A 21,253-nucleotide genomic window follows, 5' to 3' on the forward strand; every position below is an offset into this window, starting at 1 on the left:
AAGCGCGTCTCTATTATCCTTACTGCAACTCCTGATCAAAGCGGTTGGGGCTCCATATTTGCTCACAGATGAGCTGATACAAGCGCTGGCGCTCATCAAGATCCTCTTTAGTAAACGTTTCATGGGGTCGGAAGGGTAGCCCGCTCTGTTCTACAAAGTGTAAGAAAGATGGATTGTTCTGGTAGCAGAGAGGGTGGAGTGACCTGGCCAGGAGGTTTTGCCCGTAATAATGATCCATTTTTTCGCTGTAAGATTTATCGCCAAAGCTTTGATTGAAGCCTCGAGGAAGTAAGAGCAGTCCACCGAAGCGGCTGCGATATATGTCAAAATCTTCTTTATTGGGAATTTCTTCCTGGTGATAGCTATACTTGTTTGACCAGATATGCTCTATCTCAAAGGGCTTTTTAATTGTTTTTGAGGTGTATGCAACAAAGCTTGATTCAATGCCGCATTGTGTCTCAATATAGTGTGTCATTCTCGCAAGAATATGATGAATGTACCTTTTGCTCCATAGGTTCAAGCGGAACCATGGTACCACGCCAGCAAAGGAGTTTTCCATAGTCACAACTTTTTGTTTCAGTAGTCTAGCTAGCGAATGAACATCAAGCTCTCTAATCTCTTTCATGAAATTGAACATAGTATAGACAATGGATGAGTAATCCATCGTTCGGAAGTTTACCGCACGCCTGGCAATGAAGATATCGAGGTACCCAGCTACTAATCGTATTTTGCGTTGTGTGGTATCAGCATCATCCTCCGATCTTAGTGGTGCGAGCAAGAGTGGATATTGGAGCGTGAAGTTATTGTGGGCATTGTAGTAAATGTATTCCATGCCAGGGGTAAGAGTCTCGGCAGCCTCTCGTATACGGATGTACTGGCTCGAGAAGAATTTCATTTGCTTTGTCACGAATTCAAGAAAATCTTCTGTGTTGTTTAATTCAATAAATCGGCTCTGATCATGTACCCACTTGTGAAATGTTGTTCCGATAATGTCAAAGTCTCCTGGAGTACTCCCTTTTTTTCGTTCGCGAATAGTAGATGCGTATTTTGCGCGTAGCCAGGCCTTAAAGAAGTCAGCATCCTCTTCCTTCCCTGCTCGAGTTAGTTTGAAAATTTGCTCTTTCCAGAGACTATTAGCACTTGCGCGCTCCTTTGAATCAGCAATATTGGCAAGGAGATAGCCCTTGAGCATATCAGTAGGACTCAGGCTCAGGCCACGATCATTCATGGTTTCGAAGATGGTGTAGGCATCCTCGTCAGAGGAGGTAGTAATTTCAACCAGGTCCACATTCTCTTTAAGCCAATCGATAAAGTATGGAAGTCGGCCGTTTGCCAGGGTGGGAGGGAAATTGCTCTCAATATCGTCATAACGGGCCAGAATGTTGCGAATTGACTCGGATTCATTATTCACGTCAAAGCTGATCGCGTGCTGATTGTAAAGCGCTTCAATGCACATAGCTCGTTCATCGATATCCAGGTTGAAGGATTTCTTGCCATATTTCTCAGAGAAAATGAGCTTGCCAATGTCCACCTGTTCTGCTTCTGGACGATCTTGCTGGAGGTTATGCAAGTAGATCAGCAGTAACGTAATGGACGTTAGACGCTGTTGCCCATCGATAATAAACTTCTTGCCGTCGCGCGCGCTGACAATGATCGATCCCAGAAAGTAGTGCTTATAGTCTTCCACAGCGCTACGTGGATGACCTTCTTCATAATTATTGAGAAAATTAGCTTCTAGGTCCTCAAGCAACTCTATAATTTGTTTGGCTTCCCATTTGTATTCTCGCTGATAGTAGTCAACAGTGTATTTTTTGTTGCTGAGTAGGTCTGTAATAGATTTTGCTTGGGCATCTATCTTGTTCATGCTGGCGCTTCTGTTCCTTCTTCAAGACGTTATTTAACAATAGGAACCTTTTGAACTTTTAATATAGTATCACATTAGGCAGGTGGATAGGAAAACTCCTGTGTAAAGGATTAGGGCGTATTTTAAAGCACATCGTAGGGTATATGCGTGCAAAAACTCGTTTTAAAAAGAGATTATCTGGTAAGCATCTCTCTTTGAAGTGAGTGATATTTTACTCCCTTATCAATGCGCCAAGGCCAGTTGCTTACCTAAGTAACTGGCCTTGGCGCTGATATATGTGGGACTGCAAAGGGAGTCTCTATTTCTTCCCGGTTTGCCATTGCATGCGCAGTGCAGCGGCCTCTCGCAGGATGCGAGCCTGGAGCTCCTTCCCGTCTGCGCTCACAGGTTGCGTTGCCGTACTGTGATTGGTGGGAGGGATGCCTAGCGAACGCAGGCGGGAGAAGACGGGCACCATGGCCTGGTCGGGATTGCGGAAGAAATGACTGCCGCGAATACGCACGAAGCGCCACCCCAGGCGTTCCAGGATCGCCTGCCTCGCCATATCCTCTTCGAGCTTCTCGAGAGGATGCCAGCGATCGCCGTCGCACTCTACCGCCAGGCGTTGACCGTTGCCTTCGACGACAAGGTCGATGCGATAGGCGCCGACCGGCCACTGTGAAACCACGCGATAGCCAGCCTGCATCAGTCGGCTCAGGACCTGTCGCTCAAACTCGGAATCCACCTTGTGTTCTTGTTCCGCAAGGCTTGCCATGAGGTGCTCTGGATTCTGGGCATAGAGAATAAGGCGTTTGCGAATATCGCCATCTTTCAGGTCGATGTGGGGATCCAGCGAATGGACGACCCAGAGCTGGTCGCGCGCGCGGCTCGCCGCGACATTGAAGCGCTTCTTGTACATGTACTCGAAGGCGTCTTCACTTCTGAGCGAGAGCGGCCCATCGCCTTTGGGGGTGTCCACCAGCGAGAGGAAGATCACATCGCGCTCATCTCCCTGAAACTGGGCGGGACTAACGCAGAGGATCTGATGGCGGGTATATTCCGTGACCGAGAGATGTTGACGCAACAAGCTGTCGATGCAGAGTGCCTGTTTGTCGGCGACCATTGAGATGGCTCCAAAGGTTGCGTCCTCGTATTCAGGCTGTTGGCTCGCAGCAATGATGAAAGAGGCAATGGCCTGCGCCTCCGGCTCGTTGACTTGCCCGGCTGTGTCAAATGCCTGTACACGATGGGCAATGGTTGCCGGTCTGCGTTGTACCTCACTGTCATCGCGCAATGGTTTGATCTTGCCGTTGTAGGACATCATATTGCTGAACTGGATGATAGGGGAAACGCAACGGAAGTGCTCTTGCAGGCAGACAGGCTCAAATGTGGTCTTGGCCAGGGCGTAAATGGAGAGGCGCCCATCATAGATGGATGCCAGGGGAATGCCCTGGAGGTGCTCGTTGATGAGCTTGTCTACCTGCTCAAGCTTCTGCCCCACATCGATGGGAGTGACCTGTTCATCGTCGCCCACGACCACAATTTGTTTGGCCATATAGATCGCGGCCAGGGCTTTGATGTCAGCCTGGCTGGCCTCATCGATAATGATGACATCAAAGCTGTTGCGGCGGGGATCAAAGTTTTGCACCACCCGGCTCAGCGGCATGATCCAGACGGGAACGGCGGTTTGACAGACGGGCATGAGGCGACGCGCCTCCGCGAGGAGTTGCGCGGCACGCTTGCCTGTGCCTTTGCCAACCTTGCGCATAATCTCTTTCCAGCCCTGGAGGGCGCGCCGCTGTTCTAAGCTCGTGCGACGTACCTGAGCCGCCCAGGCCTTCTTTTCCACCAGTTCCGCTGTCGCAGTATGAATGTTCTGGCTTAAGTGCAGGCAGCGCTCCTGGAGTTGCTCCAGTGAGGCCTTCGAGCGGCGCTCAAGGGCATCCTGCAATTGCCTCCAATGCCAGGCTTCTTGTGGATCTGTCGGAAGTGCTCGCTGCCCGTGGATGCCGTCTCGCTGGCGAATGGCGGCGGCCCAGCCAGGCGCACATTTTCCTAGTTTCTCCAGGAGGCTATGGCGAGTACGTAACTCACTCTGTCGTTCATGAAGTTCGACGAGGCGTTCAATGGCTTCACGATAGGCATGAGGCAGATAGCCTTTAATGGCGCCGCGTAGTCGCTGCACCACTTCCGCATGCGTTTGCGACTGGCTACTTTGATCAAGGACACGGAGTAAGCCCATAAAGTGGGCCTCATTGGCCTGATAGAGGCGGCGATTGATCTCTGCTGCCAGGATTGGCGGTAACTTTTCTTGGACGGCGTCAGAAAGACGCATGAGCTCTCCATGCTCAGACAAGTTTACTGGCATTTCTGCCAGGATCGTCTCCCACTGAAGGCCATAGCGTTTAAGTTCTTGTTCAAGTGGCGTCCAGGTGGCGTCAAACCAGGAGAGGCATTGCTGTAATTGATAGATGTACTGTCTGCATACCTTTTCTGGTTCTCTCCCCAATGCGGCTGCATCTGCGGCACCGAGAACCGACATCTGTCGCTGCCAGCGTCCGGCTAACTCCTTGCGGACATTCATCAGACGCACAAACAGGAGCAGCGTGAGAAAATGCTCTTTCGTCTCCGGGCGTTGCCCTTTGATCTGTACCTGCTCGATCAGTGTCTTCCAATCGCGATGGAGAAGTAGTGTCATCCCTTTGAGGCGCCCACTATGCTCAACATGCTTCAGAATGTCGTCGAGAGCGCGCTCTGTTTGCGGTGAGAAGGCGCTCTCTGGCACAGAGGGGTCGTACTCCAGGAGGAGTGGTTGGGCCTGGAGCGCAACGCTTTCAACCTGCTCGATCTTAGCAATGAGATCATCCCATATTTGACGGTTAGCGCCACCTGCACGTCCGGCGGCGATGGCTGTCAGGCGCCAGCGTTGCTCCTGGTTTGAAGCTTTGAGGGGTTCCAGGGCCTGGATCAGGCGATGTTGCAGCTGCTGGAAATCTTCTATGGATGGGCTGTGAGGTGTTTCTATCCAGACATCACGGCGAAAATCCAGCTGCTCTTTGATAAGGTGCTCGTGTTCCTGTACCCATTGATCGAAGTCTACAGGAGATGCAAGGCTTTGAGGATTGGGTAGGCCAACCGCCATTTCACGCTCGTCCTGAGGCGTGACAGTTACATTGGTGCGATAGAGGCTGACTATCTCCTCTGTTGTGAGTAGGAGAGAGGTATCGGGTGTGATGGGGGTTGGGATCCAGTTGTGGGTTGCACTATTGGCGGCTACATAGCGCGCTGCATCTGAAGGCGCATACGTTCGCCCATCGAGTACAATTTCTCGATATTCGCTCTGACGAGCCTCCAGGAGCTGCCCACGCGTTTTGCGGAGTTCCTCGATCAGGTCAATACGTTGCTGCGTGAGTCCCCTGGCTTCTTGCTCAAGTGTATGCACATTGATAGAAGAGAGGCGCTCCGTAATCGTATCGATAGCTCGCTCCATCTCCTTACGGCTATCGTCTTCCAGAATACTGACGCAAAGGGGTTGGAGAGGCTCGACCACTTTCTCGCGCAATACTTTGAGCGCTTTCGATGTATGGCTTGTGACGAGAGCACTTTTCCCTTGAGCTAGGAGATGTCCGAGCAGATTCGCAATGGTATGTGTCTTTCCTGTTCCCGGAGGGCCCTGAACAAGAACTGCGCCATAATGGTCGAGGCGACGGGCGATCTCAAGCTGTTCCGTGTTTGCCGGTTTGCTGAAGAGAATGCGCTCATCTTCTCCGTTGGGTGAGGCCAGAAGCATGTCAGGCGAATTTTGTGTGTGGGACCCGCTATTCACCGCGTTGATGCCAGTTAGGCTGAGGAGGGAGTATGGAAGATCGTTCTGGTGAGGAATGTGCTCGAGAATGGCTTCAAACGCGGTATTGTATCCGAGCGCGCGGCTCCGTAGGAAGATGACGGGATTGCGTGAAATAGATGGATATTGTCGATGAGTGCGTGGGCTGGGGTGTGAGATGAATTCACCACGAGGTGAAAGCAGGTTGATAAAACGCTTCAGAAATTGAGTAGTATCCTCATCTCCGAGTGGATGGACTGTATTTTGTTCAAACTCTTGCCGCGCCCGACCAATCGCTGTGGTATTGATCTCGGGTAGTGTCTGCAGCACGGATGTGTAGAACTCAGGCGCATGCTCTGTCGTGCTTAGCGTAAATTCTGGAATCTGTGCATTGAAAGTAAGCTGCAGGCGGATCAGCAAAATAGGGTGGTAGACGCCGTTCTGGGTTCTGGCTGGATCCCAGTCGAGAATGCCATCACCTAGGATAAGTTCTACCCGTTCTGCCTCTCGCTCCAGCTGAGCGCGTAGCGCATATAGCTGGTCAAAGACCTCCATTGCCTTGCGGGCGGGCTGCTCTGTTTTGACCCATTGCTCGCGAACGGCCTGCCATTGTTTTAGCTGCTGTTCTCTTTTAGGGTTCTCGTTAAATTTAGGTGTTATTGTACTATTAAGTCGCACTTGCCCATCGATGTTCTGCCAGCCATTTTCTAACCAGGGGAGTATCTCTTTGGGGGGGACTGGAGGATCAGTGAGCGTTGGTCGTTTGACCTTTAAGATAAGTTATCGCTGCCAGACTCTGCTGCTTTTCTGTTGTCACTGAGCCTTGTTTGCTGATGTGTTGAGAGGGAAGAGGTGGTATCCTCTTCTCCGCTACTGATGCCAAGGCGAATGCAGGAGTGAACTGGAAGATTATTGAGCCAGAGTGACCATGATTGTTTCTCAACATCTTGCTGTACTGGATTTTGTAGGTGATTAAAGGCTTGCGCATAACGGAAGATTTGGAAGAGCTTGGAGCGCGCTTCCTGCGCAGTCGTATCGGTTTGTGATAGCACCAATTGTCCTTTCCTTCTCTCTTGGTAGGATGTGATGTGGAGGAGGCAAAAAGTACATAAAAAAATTTTGATAGTTATTAGAAATAAAAACAAACGCAAGTGTTATGCATGGCTGAGTATAGCAGAGATTCAGGAAGGTCGTAAATAGAAACTTATATTGTGTAATGCCAAATTATCCAGATGTCAATATAAGCAAGAATTGCATGTAATTTGTGCTCTGTGAGATCATGCTTGCAATATTTAGCCGTGGAGAATGTTCAATGCAGTGTCGTATGTCAATGTGATTAGCACGATGATTGGTGCGACGACCAGTAAGAAGAAGTGTTATTAGCTCTGGAAGAATCAAAGAATCGCCTGTGTGAGTGGGCGAAATAGCAGTGTCCTAATTTTTCATGGGGTTGCGCTCCTAGAGTATCGTTGGAGCTGAAGAGCTTAACTACTGTGTTCGGGATGGGAACGGATGCACCCTCTTCGCAATAACCACTGGTTCACCTGCGCATTCAAACGTCTCCGATTGACGGGGAGAAGCTATCTTCACGTTTGCGGCTTATCAACGTTTTTGCCAATATCTCTTGCTGCAATTTCGTTCGTTTTCAACGAAGTAAAAGGGATACAATGCACATTATGATTTCTCTATCGTCGTTTTCATAGTGTCTTCTGCACTTTTCATCTTTCCCTGGCGTAGATTTACAACCGCATATAGGCCGCCGCATGTTGCCAGCACACCAGCACCAAAGAAGATAGTATCGATGGGGCCAATGGCTATGCCAACGATCTTCATGTGTAGCGTGTGCAGTGTGTTGCTATCCAGATAGCCTGCAAGGCCAACGGCAAGGATAGAGCAGAAGGCAAAGATGGGATTGGCCAATGTCATGACGCGCCCAGGCAACGACAATATCATCCAGCGGATCAGGCGCGATACCCTTCCGTTGAGCCTGGCGTATTAAACATGGTTTTGCTGCTGCGAGCGTCTCTTCTAGAAAGGAAATCTGTAGTGAAGAGAATGCTTGCCATCGGTTGCGTTGGTCGCCCTCAGGAAGACGCTCTGAAGAATTTGTTGGATAATGAATACTCTCGGGCCATGTAGAAGCCATAAGGCTCTCCTCTCCATAATAGACGCTATTATTAGTATGGCATAAATTGGCTCGTTTCACTTATGCTATTTTTTGCGGCTATGTTGTTAAATGTGCGAGCGCTAAACTTTTACTTTGAGTGCTTAGTTGTGCGAAGTTTCTAGTATCATCGAAAGCTGGTTTGTGGGTTTTGTATATGCTGCTATTGCCCATGGAGAAAGAGCGAGCAGGACTGGTTGAAAACATATCCAACTCTGGTGACCGTGACCAGATAACGCGGTTGTGAAGGGGTTTCTTCGATCTTAGCGCGTAACTGGCTGATATAGACGCGCAGATAGTCAATCTCATGGTGGTAGGCGGGTCCCCACACGCTCTGCAAAAGGGTGACATTCGAAATGACCCTCTTCGACTGCATCATCAGCTCGCATAAGATTGCGCTCTCTTTTGTCGTGAGATGATATGTTTTCCCCTGAACGCATACACATTGTTCTGCTAAATCTAACTGGATATGCCGATCCTCGCTCAGAATAAGAAGGGGTGCGGCGGTAGCTGAGAGGAAAGCCGGCGAATGATAGGAGCGCAGCAGAGCACGCAGACGAGCCTGTACTTCTTCGATTCCAACAAATGATGTTATACAGTCGTCAGCGCCGGCATCGAGGATACAGATCATATGAGACGTATCCTCTCGCGGCGAGTAGGCCAGCAATGGGAGGCATGGAAATGACGATCGCAACCGCCCACAGACTGCGATAGCTGGGTCGTAGATAAATAATAGGTCGGGTTGGAGATGCCGTAGATCAGAGGGATGTTCCCATGATGCAACCAGGCGGATGAGAAAGCTCTTTGGAGAGATGTGTTTGCAGAAGTAGGACTGCTCCGCCCGGGGAAAACCGAGGAAAAGCAGGTTGGCACGTCGCCGATATGGGATACATTGCTGTCCATGCCGAGCGGTACCCGTCGTCATTGAAAGTGGAATCAGTTTTTCTCCCCTCAAGTCTTCTTTGGGTTGATCAGGGGTTTGGTCGAGACATGTCTGGTCTTCGGGGGTATTGTGTGAAACCAGCCTTTGGTATTTTCTGGTTGATAGATGTGACTGTAGAGATATACCTCGTTCCATGCCTATTGTCTCGCTCGTGTGCATCAGGCAATTCATGTTTTGCTTTATGGGGTGCGCGTTAGACATCTTCACCATGCTTCCTCTCTGTGTATTGTCCTGGTACTCAGGAGTATCCATTCAGGAAATGTTCGCTTTCTCCTTGCGTAGTTCCACCAGACTCTTTCGGACAATGAGCACTTTGCGCTCGCCGTCAAGGGTGAGCGCCAGCTCGTAAAGTGCAGGGGTATCCCGTGTGGCGGGAATCTCCTGAAGCAGCTCGACGCCGAGCACAATTTCTGCCGACGAAATAGAGGTTGTTTCTCCGTGTATGGAGCGAAAGGTCATTGATCGACGAAACGCGAGCATGTACGTTTCTTGACGGCGTTCCATAACAGCCCTCTCTAGCGCTGGCAGTTCATCATTTTTGTCCGTAAGCAACGTAAAAATGGAAGGATGTATGATGTGTATCCCATTCCTGGGGAAGTACTTGAAGTACCTCGTCAAATGCGCGTTCAGAAAGCTTGAGGTGAGAACAATAGAATGGCTTTAAATTGGCGAAAATTGCATGTATGTCTTTTGCCAGCATCTCTCCAACTCGTCCACCCCAGGCCCCAAGGGGGACTTTCAATGTATCGCCTTTGATCGTGTGTATGCCTGCCTGAGTAAGGAGCGCGGGTAAACGGGTCATGAGAGATGCGTCAAAGCCTGTTTTCTTCTCGGCTTTGTGCCACCATTCCATGTACTTTTTTGTCATAGGTCCCATATTCTCGAAGGCATCTGCTGCTTCAACCAGTTCGACCCACCCTCCAGGCCGAGTCACACGGGCCAGTTCGAGCACCACAAAAGGCCACGTGTGAGCTGGAAGTGCGGCGACCATCAGGCGCTGGTGTGTGAAGTCAAAATGATGATCAGGGAACGGTAAGCCTTGCATGACATCGCCCTTGACGAAAAGACAGTTGGATGGAGCCTCCCATGCGGGTGAGATCAGTATCTGCGGCTCAATGTCGAAACCGACGATGTGTGAGTCGGGAAAGGTATGTGCTATTTCTCGACCCCAGATACCAGTTCCGCACCCGACATCGAGGATGTGTTTAGGAGACTCAAGAGGAGCTACATAATTGCGGCCCAACAGGGTTTTGAGAAAGTAATGCTGAAATGTGAGGCGGTCGTACTCAGGCATATCCTTGGGAAAGAGATAGGGGACATCTGCGAGGAAACGTCGATCACCAATAATTGTTGTACCTGGCTTCTCGCTGAGAGGTGAAGACTGAAAGATGGGAGTCTTACCGCGGCCTTGGCGCCTCAAGCGGGGGAAGAAAAGCATGATGGCCCTCCTATCTGGCTCTCGTCTGCTGTGAGGCGCTGAATATGCACGCGACGATCATAGAAGCGCTCGCAACCATTCCAATATGCCAGGTGAGCACAGTGTTGTATGGCACCGCTCACCTGCTCCGGAGTTGGCTGCTTCATCCAGTGAAACTCCAGATAAGCATCCACATAGAGCAGGAACGTTGCGTTGTCCATCCAGAGGAATCGCTCTCTGGATCCCCCTTCCCAGCGGTCTTGTTCCTGGTTGTAGGTGAGTATGTGTTCGTGTTGAATACCCTCTGGTTTGAGAGAAGGCATGGTTTCTGTGGGTAGTGATGAGATGTGTCTATGTACTATCATCATTTCGCCTTTTTTAGAGCTTTCCTATGTGTACTTCTCGCTTTTCCAGGTTTGATCTCTATTTTTGCAGAGCGTGCAGGATACATGTTGCTTTGCGCGTATCTGCATGTTACACTCAAGAAAGATAACCAATGCACGTTACCCTCTCGAGACTATAGTGAAATTCGGACCTTCACTATCCTAACTGCTGATCTCATGCACCCTGCACTTTTAATAATAAATGGAAGTGCGAGAAACAAAAACGACATTTCTTTGTAAAATGCGTCATTTCAGAAAGGGGATACAGTGCCATGAGCAGCGAAATATCGGGGATACATCAGGGAGGGTTAGTGGCCAGGTATCGCAAACACATGAATATGTCTCAACAAGACCTCGCGGATGCCATGCATGTCAGTTTGCGTACAGTGCAGAGACTGGAGAAAGAAGCTGTGATAGAAGATCTCAATAGAAGACGGTTTCTTGTTGCTCTGCTTGGTATCCCTGCTACATATATGGGCCTGAACATACAGCAACAAGCCATTGACGAAGCGTTGTTCCTCTTTAACGATGATCCGATGACCTTTTTAGAAGATATGGTTGCCAATCGCTGGAAAACACACTTGATGGGAGGACCTCTCAGTGCATCGCAGGGATTGGAGCGCTTTGTGAAGGAGGTCGAGACATTTTCCCAGAAAATGCAAGGAAAACAGTGGCACCACCGTGCTCATGTTCAACTGTGTATGGTGTATCAATTATGGGCAAGTGTGGCTGGGGATATGATGTTGTATGATAAAAGCCGCTTCTTTTATCAGAAGGCATTTTCTGTCGCGAAAGAGCTGAATGATGTCGAGTTAATGGCATCGATACGAGTCCGTGAAGGCGTTCTCTTTATGCGAAAAGAAGAGCCACTGAAGGCGATTACCCACCTACAGAATGCACTTGAGTTGGTCAATGGACAAGGGCTCTATCATTTACGCGGGAATACACTAGCCATGCTTTCCGAAGCGTACGCGAAGTCAAATCAATCACAGGCGTGTTGGCGATCCGTTGGATTAGCCGAAAATGCATTGCAACAGCGCTCTCAGGTAAAAGAAAGAAATTATCGCATTTTTAGCCCTTCTCTGGTCGCGGCCCATAAAGGGGTGGATGCTCTTCTTTTGCGTGATTATGATCGTGCTATTGCCTTGATTGACAAAGGCCTGAAGACATACAATCCAACATTAACACCGGGAAGAGCACGTCTTCTTGCCCGCAAAGCCGAAGCGTATTATGGGAAAAGGGAGATTGAGGATTGTTGTTTGATTGCTCACGAAGCGCTAGATTTGGCAAAGGCTGTGGGTGCGAGCAACACAATTACCAGGTTGCAGAATTTGCATGTGTCTCTGAGTCAGTCCCCTTGGAAGAAAGAGCCAGGCGTCATTCATCTCGGCATCGCCTTGACTGCTGACACTCAATAGATGCAAAAGCACGAAGAGCTGCTTAAGCCAATACGTTAACGTGAATTCTTTCATAGATGTGCGTAGCGGTATTGCTGCCTGTCCAACAGATGGTACTGCATTTGATCAGAGGTTACTCTCTGTCGATGGCAACGATGCTGTTCTTCGTTTTCATACGCTCCAAGAGAGCATAAGAAGCTGCATCAAGGTAAATTTCTCATTGAGAGATGTACTTAACCAGCCACTCGTTTTACCAGGGAAAGCTCATTTCCCTGCTACACCTTACCTGGAGTAGTATCTGAAATCTCTATGTAAAGGATTGTGAGAAGGATCTCTATGTCTTTAAACGCCTCGCTTCCTCCAGTTCACCCTGACATCAGACGCGAGTTGAAGCACCAACTGCTGAGTATGTCTGCAAGGAGTTTTGAGTTCTTTGCAGGGGATTTTTTGGTTTACGCAGGGTTAGAGGCGGTATCCGTCACGCGCTATATCGGCGATGGCGGGATTGATGCTCTTGGCAATTTGGTGGCAGGGCAGTTTCGTATTCCTATTGGGATACAGGTGAAGCGCCATAGAAGTAACGTACAACGGCCAGATATAGATCGGTTTATCGGGGCATTGTCAGGACGTTTTTCGGATGGCATGTTCATGACGACAGCGAGCTATGCGCCGAGTGCCTTGCAAAAGGCCTCATCATCGATTCCTCGTATCCTGACCTTAAATGGTGATCAGATCGTCTCAATGATGGTAGAGCATCATCTGGGCGTTAAACCTTCGACGTTTGACGCCCAAAAATTGGATATTGATCCTGACTATTTTTCTGCTTTTGAGTCGATGCGACGCTTGCTTGTGGGTCATCTCGCGGAAAATACACAAAATTATGTGCCAAATGGAACTTCAGAGACGCAGTCGATTGACCTGAAGCCGGAAGAGGACCTCATCTCATTGAATGCTTTAGGATATGCCCTTCGTGTTGATCCAGCCCGAGTGCGTCGCTGGGTTGAGCAGGAAGCGTTGCAGCCGGATGCAACTCAGGCATCTGGAGGCCGCGCGAACTACTATTTCCGACGCGATCGCATTGAGCTCATTCGACAAAGATTTGGGCTTCTGAGCACACCAACCTCAAGCGACGAGTGGAAGCAAGAATTCCTCGACTTTGCAAAAAGCCGGAATCTATCACGGTCCTATAAGCCGGTTATGATCAAGGCCTTCTTTCAGCTCGTCGATCGTGAGGGCAAGGTACAGATTGATGACCTGGTCAGAATATTTCGAGACCATTACGTGCAGCAGATCCGGGCGGGCCAACCTCTGGAGCAAAGTAGTTCTCTTATGGTTGATCCGCTTGGAGTAAGTGACCAGGCTATTAAGCGCCTCATCATTACGAATCCTTTAGAGCGCTTCTTGATCAAGAACTTTATCGTCTATGACCCCGACGAAGGTATCCTTCAGATTGCCCCACAACTTTGGCGAGAACTACATCACTATGAGGTGATGGATACACTCAAGCATGCTGATGAGCAACTTCGCTATTACATATCGCGCCAGAGAACGTGATACAGCTTACTCACAAATCAATTGGCACTCTTCTCAAGTTCAGTGCTGCCTCTGAGAGTGGTTAGATGAGATCTGTTATACTTCGCTTGCTCTCTAAAACCGCTATTGACTGGTCTGTAGCGGGCGGAATGCTTGCGGTTCGAACATGTTGTTGGCAAGCCCCAGGATGGGTTCCGTAAATGCTCTAATGGTCATTCCTTTGCCTCAAACTTGCTTTGGCTCTCTAAACAACTAAAAAGTTTTTACTGCCTTAAATTACCAAATTTTGGTAAATCTCCTATAAGTGTAAAATGCGCTTCTGTCAGCCAGGCGGGCCTGGATCTTTCGCATTGTGTTATTTTAAGGTAGCAGCGTGTAAGCTATTATCAGGTGCAATATGCTAACGGAGATAGTAGGTAAGAACGACGTCCTCTCGGTTGTGACCCAGTGCACGTGATACTGCCAGTACTGCATCATGATCGACAACTCCCTGAGGCAGGCGCCCTGAAGCGGGAGGTAAGGGACGGCCTGAGAGATGTTGATAGTAGGCCTGTGCATAGCGGCGGCGGTGGGCATGAATATTGAGGTGTTTGGGCAACCTGGCAAAGATGTGCTCACATGGGGAACGTCCCTTTATGAGCTGAAGAACGTGCTTTTCTCGCCCCGGCAATACTGGCACCCAGCGCTCTTTGCCTCCTTTTCCGCGTCGCACTCGGATGTATACCTGCTCCTCGTCGTCAAGGACATCGCGAACAAGCAGGTCCCGCACCTCGCTCCGTCGTAACCCGGTTGCATCCAGAAAGGCCAGGAGCGTTTCCCAATGGAGTGGTTGCACATGGCGATTGGGATTGTTTGGATGGCGCGATCGATGAATGGCTTCTCGATGGCGAGGAGGAAGTTCTAGTTGTTTCGCCAGGGTGCCCGACCCGAAAAAGAGGCGAAAAGCTGAACGCTCCGTGGTAAGAGTCCAGGGGCTATAGCCCTGCGCCTTCCGCTCCGAGAGGTAGCTGATGACGAGTTCATCTGCCCGTGCATCCACTTCAGCGAGCCGTTTGAGCCCGTGCACATCCCGGCACCAGTGTAGAAAACGCATAATCAGTGCCTGGTAGGTCTCTCGTGTCTGGTATGCGTGCATCTTCCCATCAGAAAAAGACCAGAAGGTCTCACCTCGAGCGCGTGCTTGAGCCTTGGCTTCTGAGCGTTTCTCGCCCGGAGCCATCAATTGGTTGAGTCGTTGTATGGCTTCATAAATAAGCCCTGGTCGTTTACCCATCTCTTTGATACTCGCTTTCGAAAGAGTTCTCGTGTCGCTCTACAAGCCATTTGTTGTGTTGAGAATTTTCCGAAGCTATACCACAAGATGTGGGATGGCAAAGGTGAGGTGACGCTCCGCGATCGATCTTGGTGTTCTCTCTTTTCTGTTTATTCCTCCATCATGGAGGGTGAGACACCATCCCTCTTGCCTGAACGCGCAAACAGGAAGCCACAGGATGAACTGTAGGCCCTGTCGCGCCAGAGAGCATCACCACATTGAGATAGTGAATCCATCTCGTGTAGCTCTCGCTCTCTACGACATACAACATCGATACAGTTGATTGCCTCTGACCTCCTTTTGCCTCAACGTGGGCAAAGAGGCGATCCATACGCTGCTGATTGCAAAATGATCAGCTGCGCACACGGGTCATCTGTGGAGTGACTCAACACAAACACTCGTGTGAGGCTTGGGCAAAGAGGAGAAGAGAAGGAGTGACTCGACAACTCTTTTCCTCTTTGCTGGCACTGCCAGACTGAAGACGATCTGCAAAGGTGAGAGAGCAGAGGATTCTTCATATTTCTGGCGTAAGCATGTGCCATGGACCTTGCCCCTGCGCAATGATGGTGGCAAGGTAATCCCGGACATAGCCAGGCTCCATTCATCCCCTTTGGATGAATAGCACTTCCACTCTTGTTGTACCCAAAAACAGCATCTTGGGTCAATAGCGCATTTCCGGGAAGAAAGGAGCGAAAATCCAAGTTGAAGTGTGTGTTGCCTACCTCCTCGTCAATGATGTGCGTTCTCATGTTACTCGATTGGCTTGTGGTGCGGATTGAGGGCAGATAGAAGCAAGAGACGCAAAGAAAAAAACATGTTGTGTCGCTCTGCATGCGTTCAACTTCGCCCAAAATTGCGAAGTACTTCGCCCACTATTGGGTGGTTTTGTTCTTCCCTTTTGGGAGGGTTTTTCAGTACACTAGAAGCAGGTCGTGTGGTTCTCACGTGATGCCTCCCTACCCCCCCGCTATTCTCCACGACCAACAAGCACATGAGGACCGCATGGCCTTATCATGATGAAAGGTAGACAGAACAACATGCTCAATAAAGCGAGTATCCTGCAACCAGCAGATGCTCCTGAATATGGTCCTTCCTCTCCTCCAGCAGGTGTGGAAGTGCATGAGGAGCAGGTGATTGCACAGCATGCTCTGCACGTGGTTCCCCTGGCGTTGCTCGAGCAGGTACAGCAGGTGTTTGGGTTCCCACAGGACCGACGCTGTCTCAATGGGCACGCATTTCTTGCTCACTGGCTTCGTGTGGCTCACCTTGAACAGATTCCTCTTGTCCCTCATGAAGGTTCCCAACCAGTTGCTGCGCTCACGATCCAGAGCCTTCGCGCTTTCTGTACCTCACCTTCGTTTGCCTGGCCCTGGTGCTATGACACCACCGCAAAATACGTCTCGGTGTTACAAGCCGCAGGTCTCTTGCTCAAAGTGAAACAGCCCAAAGGCATGGGGACCAACTATTATTTTCCACTGACACCGACGCCTTGTTTGCCAGTATGCGCGGAGCAGGTACAACAGTTATCGGGTCGACGCAAAAGTGTCAGGCGTTCACGCGCGTTACAACGGGTCGCGATAGGGACGGAGACCTCTTGCTCTATAGACACTCATCATGGAAAGGAAGCAATGGACGTGAAATCCCGTTCAATTCATCTGAGCCTTGTCCCACCTCCTACACAGGAACCAAACGAACAAGGACATGATCGTTCAATGCAAAGGCATGGCGACCCATCCAGCAAAGAAGATCAGGTGGTGCATATAGTTGAGCGCTTGGTGGCGATGATGCAATCCTATGGGATGCGTATCACCCCTGCGGTGAGAGCATCGATGTCCACGATTGTATGGGAGGAGGTCATCCGTCCGACGGAGTCGGCCTCACCACAACCACCTGATGAGAAAGCGTCGATTTCCTCGCCATCGCGAACCCAAATGAGTGTATTGAATGATGTGATGCAGAATGATCGAACAATGAGGTCACAGAAACGTCGACCTTCTTCTCAGGTGGTGGAAGCAGATCGTCGACCTCAACGCGACTCGTTGGCTCCATCTGATTCATCGACTTGCGCCGAGAAAACGTCCACGAGAGTGGAAGAAGGTCGACCACCTTTGCCCGACTCGTCGACTGTTGGAGGAGAACGTCGACTTCAACCCAAACCATCGACTGCTGTGGAGGATCGTCGACCTTTGGTGCAAGAAACCGTCGACTTGTGTGGCATGCAAACACAGACCCAGGAGACCCATACGCGTGCACACGCGCGTGCGCGCGTTGAATTCAATTCTCTCAATTACGATCAATTACCAAAAAAAGAAATACATGAAAAAAGTGAAGATGAATTGAGAGAACAGGGTTTTACAAAAAAACAGGTCGACGGTTTTGCGAATGCCGGAGAGCAGCAAGGTCGACCATCGGCGGTCTGTTCTCGCAGAGAGGTCATTGAGGCGTCTTCTCCCACGCTTTCTTCGCCAGCCCAGGAGGAGGCCTCCCCCCTTTCCACGAGTGAGGAGAGTGATGGTCCTTTTCTCTCCCTTCGGGATCAGGTTGCTGCAATGAAGCGTGTGTATGAACCGGCTACCCATGAAATGCTTGAGGCGCTGGCTCTGGACTACTCACAGCGCTTTAACCAGACGAGTGAAAACGTTGGCGTCTACCTCAAGCGTATGCGTGAGCGCCCGGAGTGGCTGCATGTGGCGGCAGTGGATGCCCTGGTGCGCACCTGGTTTCCTGATCCTGGACGCCGTGAGGCCAGACTCGGGGGAGGATGGGTGATCAAGAAATACCGGGAGTATGTGGAGGGGCAGGAAGAGCCTCCCGCCGAAATGGTGGCCTGGGCGCAATGGATTCTCAACGGTGGATTGACCTATAACCATCTGGAGTGGGTGCTGGAAGTCGCCGCGCGCAGTGGAAGCATCACGCCAGGTGAGGGAAAACGCCCACTTCCCCACGAGGTGATCATCGAAACTGGACGGTTGCAGGAGTTCTGGGCCAAAGGCGGTGCACAAGGCCTGGAGCGCTCCGGCTATCTCTTTGTGGACCTTGACGGAGACTTCTTTACCCCACAGGACTACGAGAGGTATCGTCAGGTGGCGGTGAATGAAGTTCTTTCCGCCCCATATGACCCCAATGATGCAGAGGTGATGTATGAGATACAGACGTATCTGGCATGGGCTGAGTCCCAGAGGCTTCCTGCAGAAGAAGAGCAGACGCTCCTCACCAATTTACCACGCCCCTTGGTGCAATGGATGCGTGCTCTGGTCAAGCGTATTGATACTGATCGCTATTCTATTGGTGTGCGCCTGGCCCCTCGAAGTCGTCGACGAGTCATTGAAATTATTGAGAGGGGCAATCCAGAACGGGTCTGGCATTTGGCCAACCAGCAGCAGATTCTTGCATGGCTGGAATGGTATGCTCACTCAGCTGTTGTTGGGCCTGAACAGGTAAGAGAAGACGTCTCCCTCTAAGGGCGGAAGTAGCGCTTTGCTGGACAGCATATGTATGTCGTATATGCAAAAGCACGAGAAATCACGTGTTTATCTCAATCTTTTAGAGCCTCTACAAAATGGCCAAAGCTCAAACATAAAAGCTGGTGTGGGGTGAGTGATCTTATTGAGGATTTCTTGTAGCCAAGATTGATGATTATGAAAAGGAGCGGTTATGGAACAGCGTGATGGTATGCCATCTCTTCAGTTACTTTTGACGATTTCTCAGGTTGCCAGGGTGCTGAACCTGGGTCGAACCAAGGTCTACGAATTAATTGAAAAGGAGAACTTACCGGTCCAAAGATTTGGGCGTGCCATACGGGTCTCGCAGGAGGACCTGGTGCTCTGGCTAAAGGAGAGGCAGGCAAAGGATTCTGGTGGAACATGAGCGAAATGCGTATGAGAGACCAACTTTACCAATCACTCATTATGCGCAGATCCGAATCACATAGGATTTTTGTAGGACGTATGTTCACAACAAATCCTCATCATGGTACTCTAGAGGCCGGTGCAGCTTTGCACTGAGAATAGATTGAAAAGGAGCTTTACCCCATGGCAAGACGAGGCCACGGTGAAGGATCTATCTATCACAGGAATGATGGCAGATGGGCCGCCGCCATCTCCCTGGACAATGGCAAACGGAAAACGCTGTACGGAAAGACGCGCAAGGAGGTGCAGGAAAAACTTAAGAAAGCGCTTCACGAGCAGCAGGAAGGGAGGATGATCACGGCGCCGCAGCAGACCATTAAGCACTACCTTGAGTACTGGCTGGAGGAGGTGCACCGGCAGAGCATTCGTATTCGTACCTATGAGCGGTATGAGGAAATCGTTCGCCTTCATCTCTTGCCGGCGCTGGGGCACCACATGCTACAAAAGCTGGCCCCGCAACACCTCCAGACGTTTTACAACAGTAAACTGCGGGAGGGGCTCTCGGCCACCACTGTAATTAGCTTTCACAATGTGTTGCATAAGGCCCTGGACCACGCTATGCGCTGGAGGCTCATGGCGTATAACGTCTGCGATCTAGTCTCGCCGCCGCGGCGAAAACACATAGAACTGGAGACGCTGAACCTGGAGCAGGCTCAGCAGTTTCTCACCACCGTTCGGGGATGCCCCCAGGAGGCGCTCTTCCTGCTCGCCATCGGGACCGGGATGCGTCGGGGCGAGATCATGGGCCTGAAGTGGCGCGACATTGACCTGGCTACCGGGAAGCTTCAGATTCGCCGGGTGCTGACGCGCATCCCAAGCAGGGTCTCGGGGAAGGGATATATCGAGGACGAGCCCAAGAGCGAGAAGAGTAGGAGGAATATCGTGTTACCCTCTTTTGTGCTGGAGGGTCTCAAACAGCACCACGTGCGCCAGCTGGAGGCGAAGTTGAAGGCCGGGCCACGGTGGGAGGAGCACGATTATGTGTTCTGCACGTCCGTGGGGACGCATGTAAACCCGGATAGGGATATCCAGGAGCCGTTCAAGAAACTGCTCAAGAAAGCAGGGCTGCCGAATATTCGCTTTCACGACCTGCGGCACAGCGCCGCGACGCTCATGCTGAGTATGGGGGTGCATCCCAAGATCGTTCAGGAGATCCTGGGGCACAGCCGGATCAATATGACGCTGGACGTGTACTCTCACGTGCTGCCGACGATGCAGCAGGAGGCGATGAGGAAGCTCAACGATGCCCTGGGGAGCTAGAGACTGCTTTGCTGTCATTTTTGCTGTCAACGATGCGTTTCGCCAAAAAGGGAAACACCCTCAGGAGCGTCTAGAATGGGCCTGAGAGCGTCGTCCTCATAAGAGGGAGGTGCCGGTGGAGAGATTCGAACCCTCAACCCTTGCGGGATCTGTTTTTGAGACAGACGCGTATACCGTTCCGCCACACCGGCAGGTGTTCGTGATGCAAGGCGTATTCGCCACTTGCGATGCCTATAATAGCGCATTCACGAACAGAAGTCAAGGGGATCACCCCCCAATTTCTGAGTTTGTTTCGAGTACCTCGTGGTCGAATTGACCGATGACTCTGAACTTCTCGTAGCGTTTGGCAAGTAGCTCGTCGGTGGGGAGCTGCTTGAGCTCTTCAAGGTTGCGCAGGAGGGAGATTTTGAGCGCTTCGGCTGCCAGGTGATGATTACGGTGTGCTCCACCTAGTGGCTCTGGAATGACCTCGTCGACGATCTTGAAGGTGAGCAGGTCCTTGGCGCGAATGCGCTGTCCCTCGGCTGCCAGAGGAGCCTGGCCCGCGTCACGCCAGATGATGTTGGCCGCTGCCTCGGGGGCCGCGACGGTGTAGTAGCTGTGCTCAAACATGAGGATGCGGTCAGCGATGCTGATGGCGAGCGCGCCACCGCTGTTGCCCTCACCAATGACGATGGCGAGGATGGGTACGCGCAGGCGGGGCATGAGATAGAGGCAGGAGGCGATGGCTTCGGACTGGCCGCGCTCTTCGTCCACCAGGGCAGGGGAGGCGCCCGAGGTATCGATGAGGTTGATGATGGGGAAGCCAAACTTTTCGGCCTGCTGCATCATGCGGTAGGCTTTGCGATAGCCTTCTGGATGGGGCATGCCCAGGTTGCGATACTGTTGCTCTTTCATATCGCGTCCCTTTTGATGCCCGATGAGCATGACGGTCTGCTCTCCCAGGCGGGCGGTGCCGGCGACAATGGCGTGATCGTCGGCAAAGGAGCGATCGCCGTGCAGTTCAAAGAAGTCATCACAAATATGCTTGATGTAGTCGAGGGTGTAGGGGCGGTTTTTATGGCGCGCGACCTGCACAGTTTGCCAGGCGGTCAGGTTGCTGTAGATCTCCTCGGTGCGTTTACGCAGATCATTTTCCAGGCTTTGTAGCTGTTTGGTTTCATCTGGTTTTAAGCGCTCGCCCTTGCGCTGAAGTCCATTGATTTTCTTTTCCAACTCCGCGAGCGGCTTTTCAAAGTCTAGATCATAAGGCATCGTATGTATCTTCCTC

15 protein-coding genes, 1 tRNA gene and 1 rRNA gene are annotated in these 21,253 nt (G+C 50.9%); 5 read left to right on the forward strand and 12 right to left on the reverse strand.

All coding sequences use genetic code 11. The annotated features are described in order from the left end of the window. Window positions 1-19: 19 nt before the first annotated feature. The 9 genes from KTE_RS23165 to KTE_RS23205 form a co-directional block, all read right to left on the reverse strand. On the reverse strand, window positions 20-1,864 hold the full coding sequence (locus tag KTE_RS23165; RefSeq protein WP_201385089.1) for a DUF262 domain-containing protein: 1,845 nt from the start codon (window positions 1,862-1,864) through the stop codon (window positions 20-22). A gap of 298 nt (window positions 1,865-2,162) precedes the next feature. After that, window positions 2,163-6,344: an AAA domain-containing protein gene (locus KTE_RS23170; protein WP_201385091.1), complete on the reverse strand. Its 4,182-nt coding sequence runs from the start codon at window positions 6,342-6,344 to the stop codon at window positions 2,163-2,165. A gap of 92 nt (window positions 6,345-6,436) precedes the next feature. Further along, the gene (locus KTE_RS23175; protein ID WP_201385093.1) at window positions 6,437-6,721 is read right to left on the reverse strand and encodes a hypothetical protein; all 285 of its coding nucleotides are present in this window, start codon (window positions 6,719-6,721) and stop codon (window positions 6,437-6,439) included. Between the two features lie 366 nt (window positions 6,722-7,087). Beyond that, window positions 7,088-7,206: ribosomal RNA gene (rrf, locus tag KTE_RS23180) — 5S ribosomal RNA — on the reverse strand. 134 nt (window positions 7,207-7,340) lie between these two features. After that, the gene (locus KTE_RS23185) at window positions 7,341-7,592 is read right to left on the reverse strand and encodes a hypothetical protein (RefSeq protein ID WP_201385095.1); all 252 of its coding nucleotides are present in this window, start codon (window positions 7,590-7,592) and stop codon (window positions 7,341-7,343) included. Between the two features lie 401 nt (window positions 7,593-7,993). Further along, window positions 7,994-8,461 carry a winged helix-turn-helix domain-containing protein gene (locus KTE_RS23190; protein WP_201385097.1) on the reverse strand — a complete coding sequence of 156 codons (468 nt, stop codon included), beginning with the start codon at window positions 8,459-8,461 and terminating at the stop codon, window positions 7,994-7,996. A gap of 564 nt (window positions 8,462-9,025) precedes the next feature. Next, window positions 9,026-9,277 carry a hypothetical protein gene (locus KTE_RS23195; RefSeq protein ID WP_201385099.1) on the reverse strand — a complete coding sequence of 84 codons (252 nt, stop codon included), beginning with the start codon at window positions 9,275-9,277 and terminating at the stop codon, window positions 9,026-9,028. A gap of 28 nt (window positions 9,278-9,305) precedes the next feature. Next, a complete protein-coding gene (locus KTE_RS23200; RefSeq protein ID WP_201385101.1) occupies window positions 9,306-10,211 on the reverse strand; it encodes a class I SAM-dependent methyltransferase in 906 nt (301 codons plus the stop codon). Beyond that, the gene (locus KTE_RS23205; RefSeq protein WP_236600537.1) at window positions 10,190-10,558 is read right to left on the reverse strand and encodes a hypothetical protein; all 369 of its coding nucleotides are present in this window, start codon (window positions 10,556-10,558) and stop codon (window positions 10,190-10,192) included. The genes KTE_RS23200 and KTE_RS23205 overlap by 22 nt, the downstream gene beginning before the upstream one ends. A 287-nt stretch (window positions 10,559-10,845) precedes the next feature. Between KTE_RS23205 and KTE_RS23210 the strand changes: the two genes are divergently transcribed. Continuing rightward, window positions 10,846-11,991: a helix-turn-helix transcriptional regulator gene (locus KTE_RS23210; protein WP_201385103.1), complete on the forward strand. Its 1,146-nt coding sequence runs from the start codon at window positions 10,846-10,848 to the stop codon at window positions 11,989-11,991. 315 nt (window positions 11,992-12,306) lie between these two features. Further along, window positions 12,307-13,524, forward strand: coding sequence for a restriction endonuclease (locus KTE_RS23215; protein ID WP_201385105.1), 1,218 nt, complete (start codon window positions 12,307-12,309; stop codon window positions 13,522-13,524). 379 nt (window positions 13,525-13,903) lie between these two features. On the opposite strand, the gene KTE_RS23220 is transcribed toward KTE_RS23215, so the two are convergent. Then, entirely contained in the window at window positions 13,904-14,776 is an 873-nt protein-coding gene (locus KTE_RS23220) for a tyrosine-type recombinase/integrase (protein ID WP_201385107.1), read from the reverse strand. Between the two features lie 1,052 nt (window positions 14,777-15,828). Here KTE_RS23220 and KTE_RS23225 point away from each other — a divergent pair. The 3 genes from KTE_RS23225 to KTE_RS23235 all read left to right on the forward strand — a co-directional run bounded on the left by KTE_RS23225 (window position 15,829) and on the right by KTE_RS23235 (window position 19,983). Continuing rightward, window positions 15,829-18,276, forward strand: a complete 2,448-nt coding sequence (locus KTE_RS23225; RefSeq protein WP_236600538.1) for a hypothetical protein — start codon at window positions 15,829-15,831, stop codon at window positions 18,274-18,276. A gap of 193 nt (window positions 18,277-18,469) precedes the next feature. Further along, window positions 18,470-18,682 carry a helix-turn-helix domain-containing protein gene (locus KTE_RS23230; RefSeq protein ID WP_201383946.1) on the forward strand — a complete coding sequence of 71 codons (213 nt, stop codon included), beginning with the start codon at window positions 18,470-18,472 and terminating at the stop codon, window positions 18,680-18,682. Between the two features lie 164 nt (window positions 18,683-18,846). Further along, the gene (locus tag KTE_RS23235; protein WP_201385109.1) at window positions 18,847-19,983 is read left to right on the forward strand and encodes a tyrosine-type recombinase/integrase; all 1,137 of its coding nucleotides are present in this window, start codon (window positions 18,847-18,849) and stop codon (window positions 19,981-19,983) included. Window positions 19,984-20,093: 110 nt separating this feature from the next. Here KTE_RS23235 and KTE_RS23240 read toward each other — a convergent pair. Together KTE_RS23240 and KTE_RS23245 are read right to left on the reverse strand one after the other, a co-directional pair. After that, window positions 20,094-20,174, reverse strand: a tRNA-Leu gene (locus KTE_RS23240). A 76-nt stretch (window positions 20,175-20,250) separates the two neighbouring features. Beyond that, entirely contained in the window at window positions 20,251-21,237 is a 987-nt protein-coding gene (locus KTE_RS23245; RefSeq protein WP_201385111.1) for an acetyl-CoA carboxylase carboxyltransferase subunit alpha, read from the reverse strand. Window positions 21,238-21,253 lie beyond the last annotated feature (16 nt).

The sequence above is a fragment of the Ktedonobacter sp. SOSP1-85 genome (assembly GCF_016587415.1).
Taxonomy (GTDB): domain Bacteria; phylum Chloroflexota; class Ktedonobacteria; order Ktedonobacterales; family Ktedonobacteraceae; genus Ktedonobacter.

Bases quoted from the DNA above. Each gene is read 5' to 3' on its own strand.
- KTE_RS23210 (WP_201385103.1), top strand. From the start codon at position 10,846: ATGAGCAGCGAAATATCGGGGATACATCAGGGAGGGTTAGTGGCCAGG.
- KTE_RS23245 (WP_201385111.1), bottom strand. From the start codon at position 21,237: ATGCCTTATGATCTAGACTTTGAAAAGCCGCTCGCGGAGTTGGAAAAG.
- KTE_RS23230 (WP_201383946.1), top strand. From the start codon at position 18,470: ATGGAACAGCGTGATGGTATGCCATCTCTTCAGTTACTTTTGACGATT.
- KTE_RS23225 (WP_236600538.1), top strand. From the start codon at position 15,829: ATGATGAAAGGTAGACAGAACAACATGCTCAATAAAGCGAGTATCCTG.
- KTE_RS23165 (WP_201385089.1), bottom strand. From the start codon at position 1,864: ATGAACAAGATAGATGCCCAAGCAAAATCTATTACAGACCTACTCAGC.
- KTE_RS23205 (WP_236600537.1), bottom strand. From the start codon at position 10,558: ATGATGATAGTACATAGACACATCTCATCACTACCCACAGAAACCATG.
- KTE_RS23220 (WP_201385107.1), bottom strand. From the start codon at position 14,776: ATGGGTAAACGACCAGGGCTTATTTATGAAGCCATACAACGACTCAAC.
- KTE_RS23215 (WP_201385105.1), top strand. From the start codon at position 12,307: ATGTCTTTAAACGCCTCGCTTCCTCCAGTTCACCCTGACATCAGACGC.
- KTE_RS23185 (WP_201385095.1), bottom strand. From the start codon at position 7,592: ATGACATTGGCCAATCCCATCTTTGCCTTCTGCTCTATCCTTGCCGTT.
- KTE_RS23200 (WP_201385101.1), bottom strand. From the start codon at position 10,211: ATGCTTTTCTTCCCCCGCTTGAGGCGCCAAGGCCGCGGTAAGACTCCC.
- KTE_RS23190 (WP_201385097.1), bottom strand. From the start codon at position 8,461: ATGATCTGTATCCTCGATGCCGGCGCTGACGACTGTATAACATCATTT.
- KTE_RS23195 (WP_201385099.1), bottom strand. From the start codon at position 9,277: ATGGAACGCCGTCAAGAAACGTACATGCTCGCGTTTCGTCGATCAATG.
- KTE_RS23235 (WP_201385109.1), top strand. From the start codon at position 18,847: ATGGCAAGACGAGGCCACGGTGAAGGATCTATCTATCACAGGAATGAT.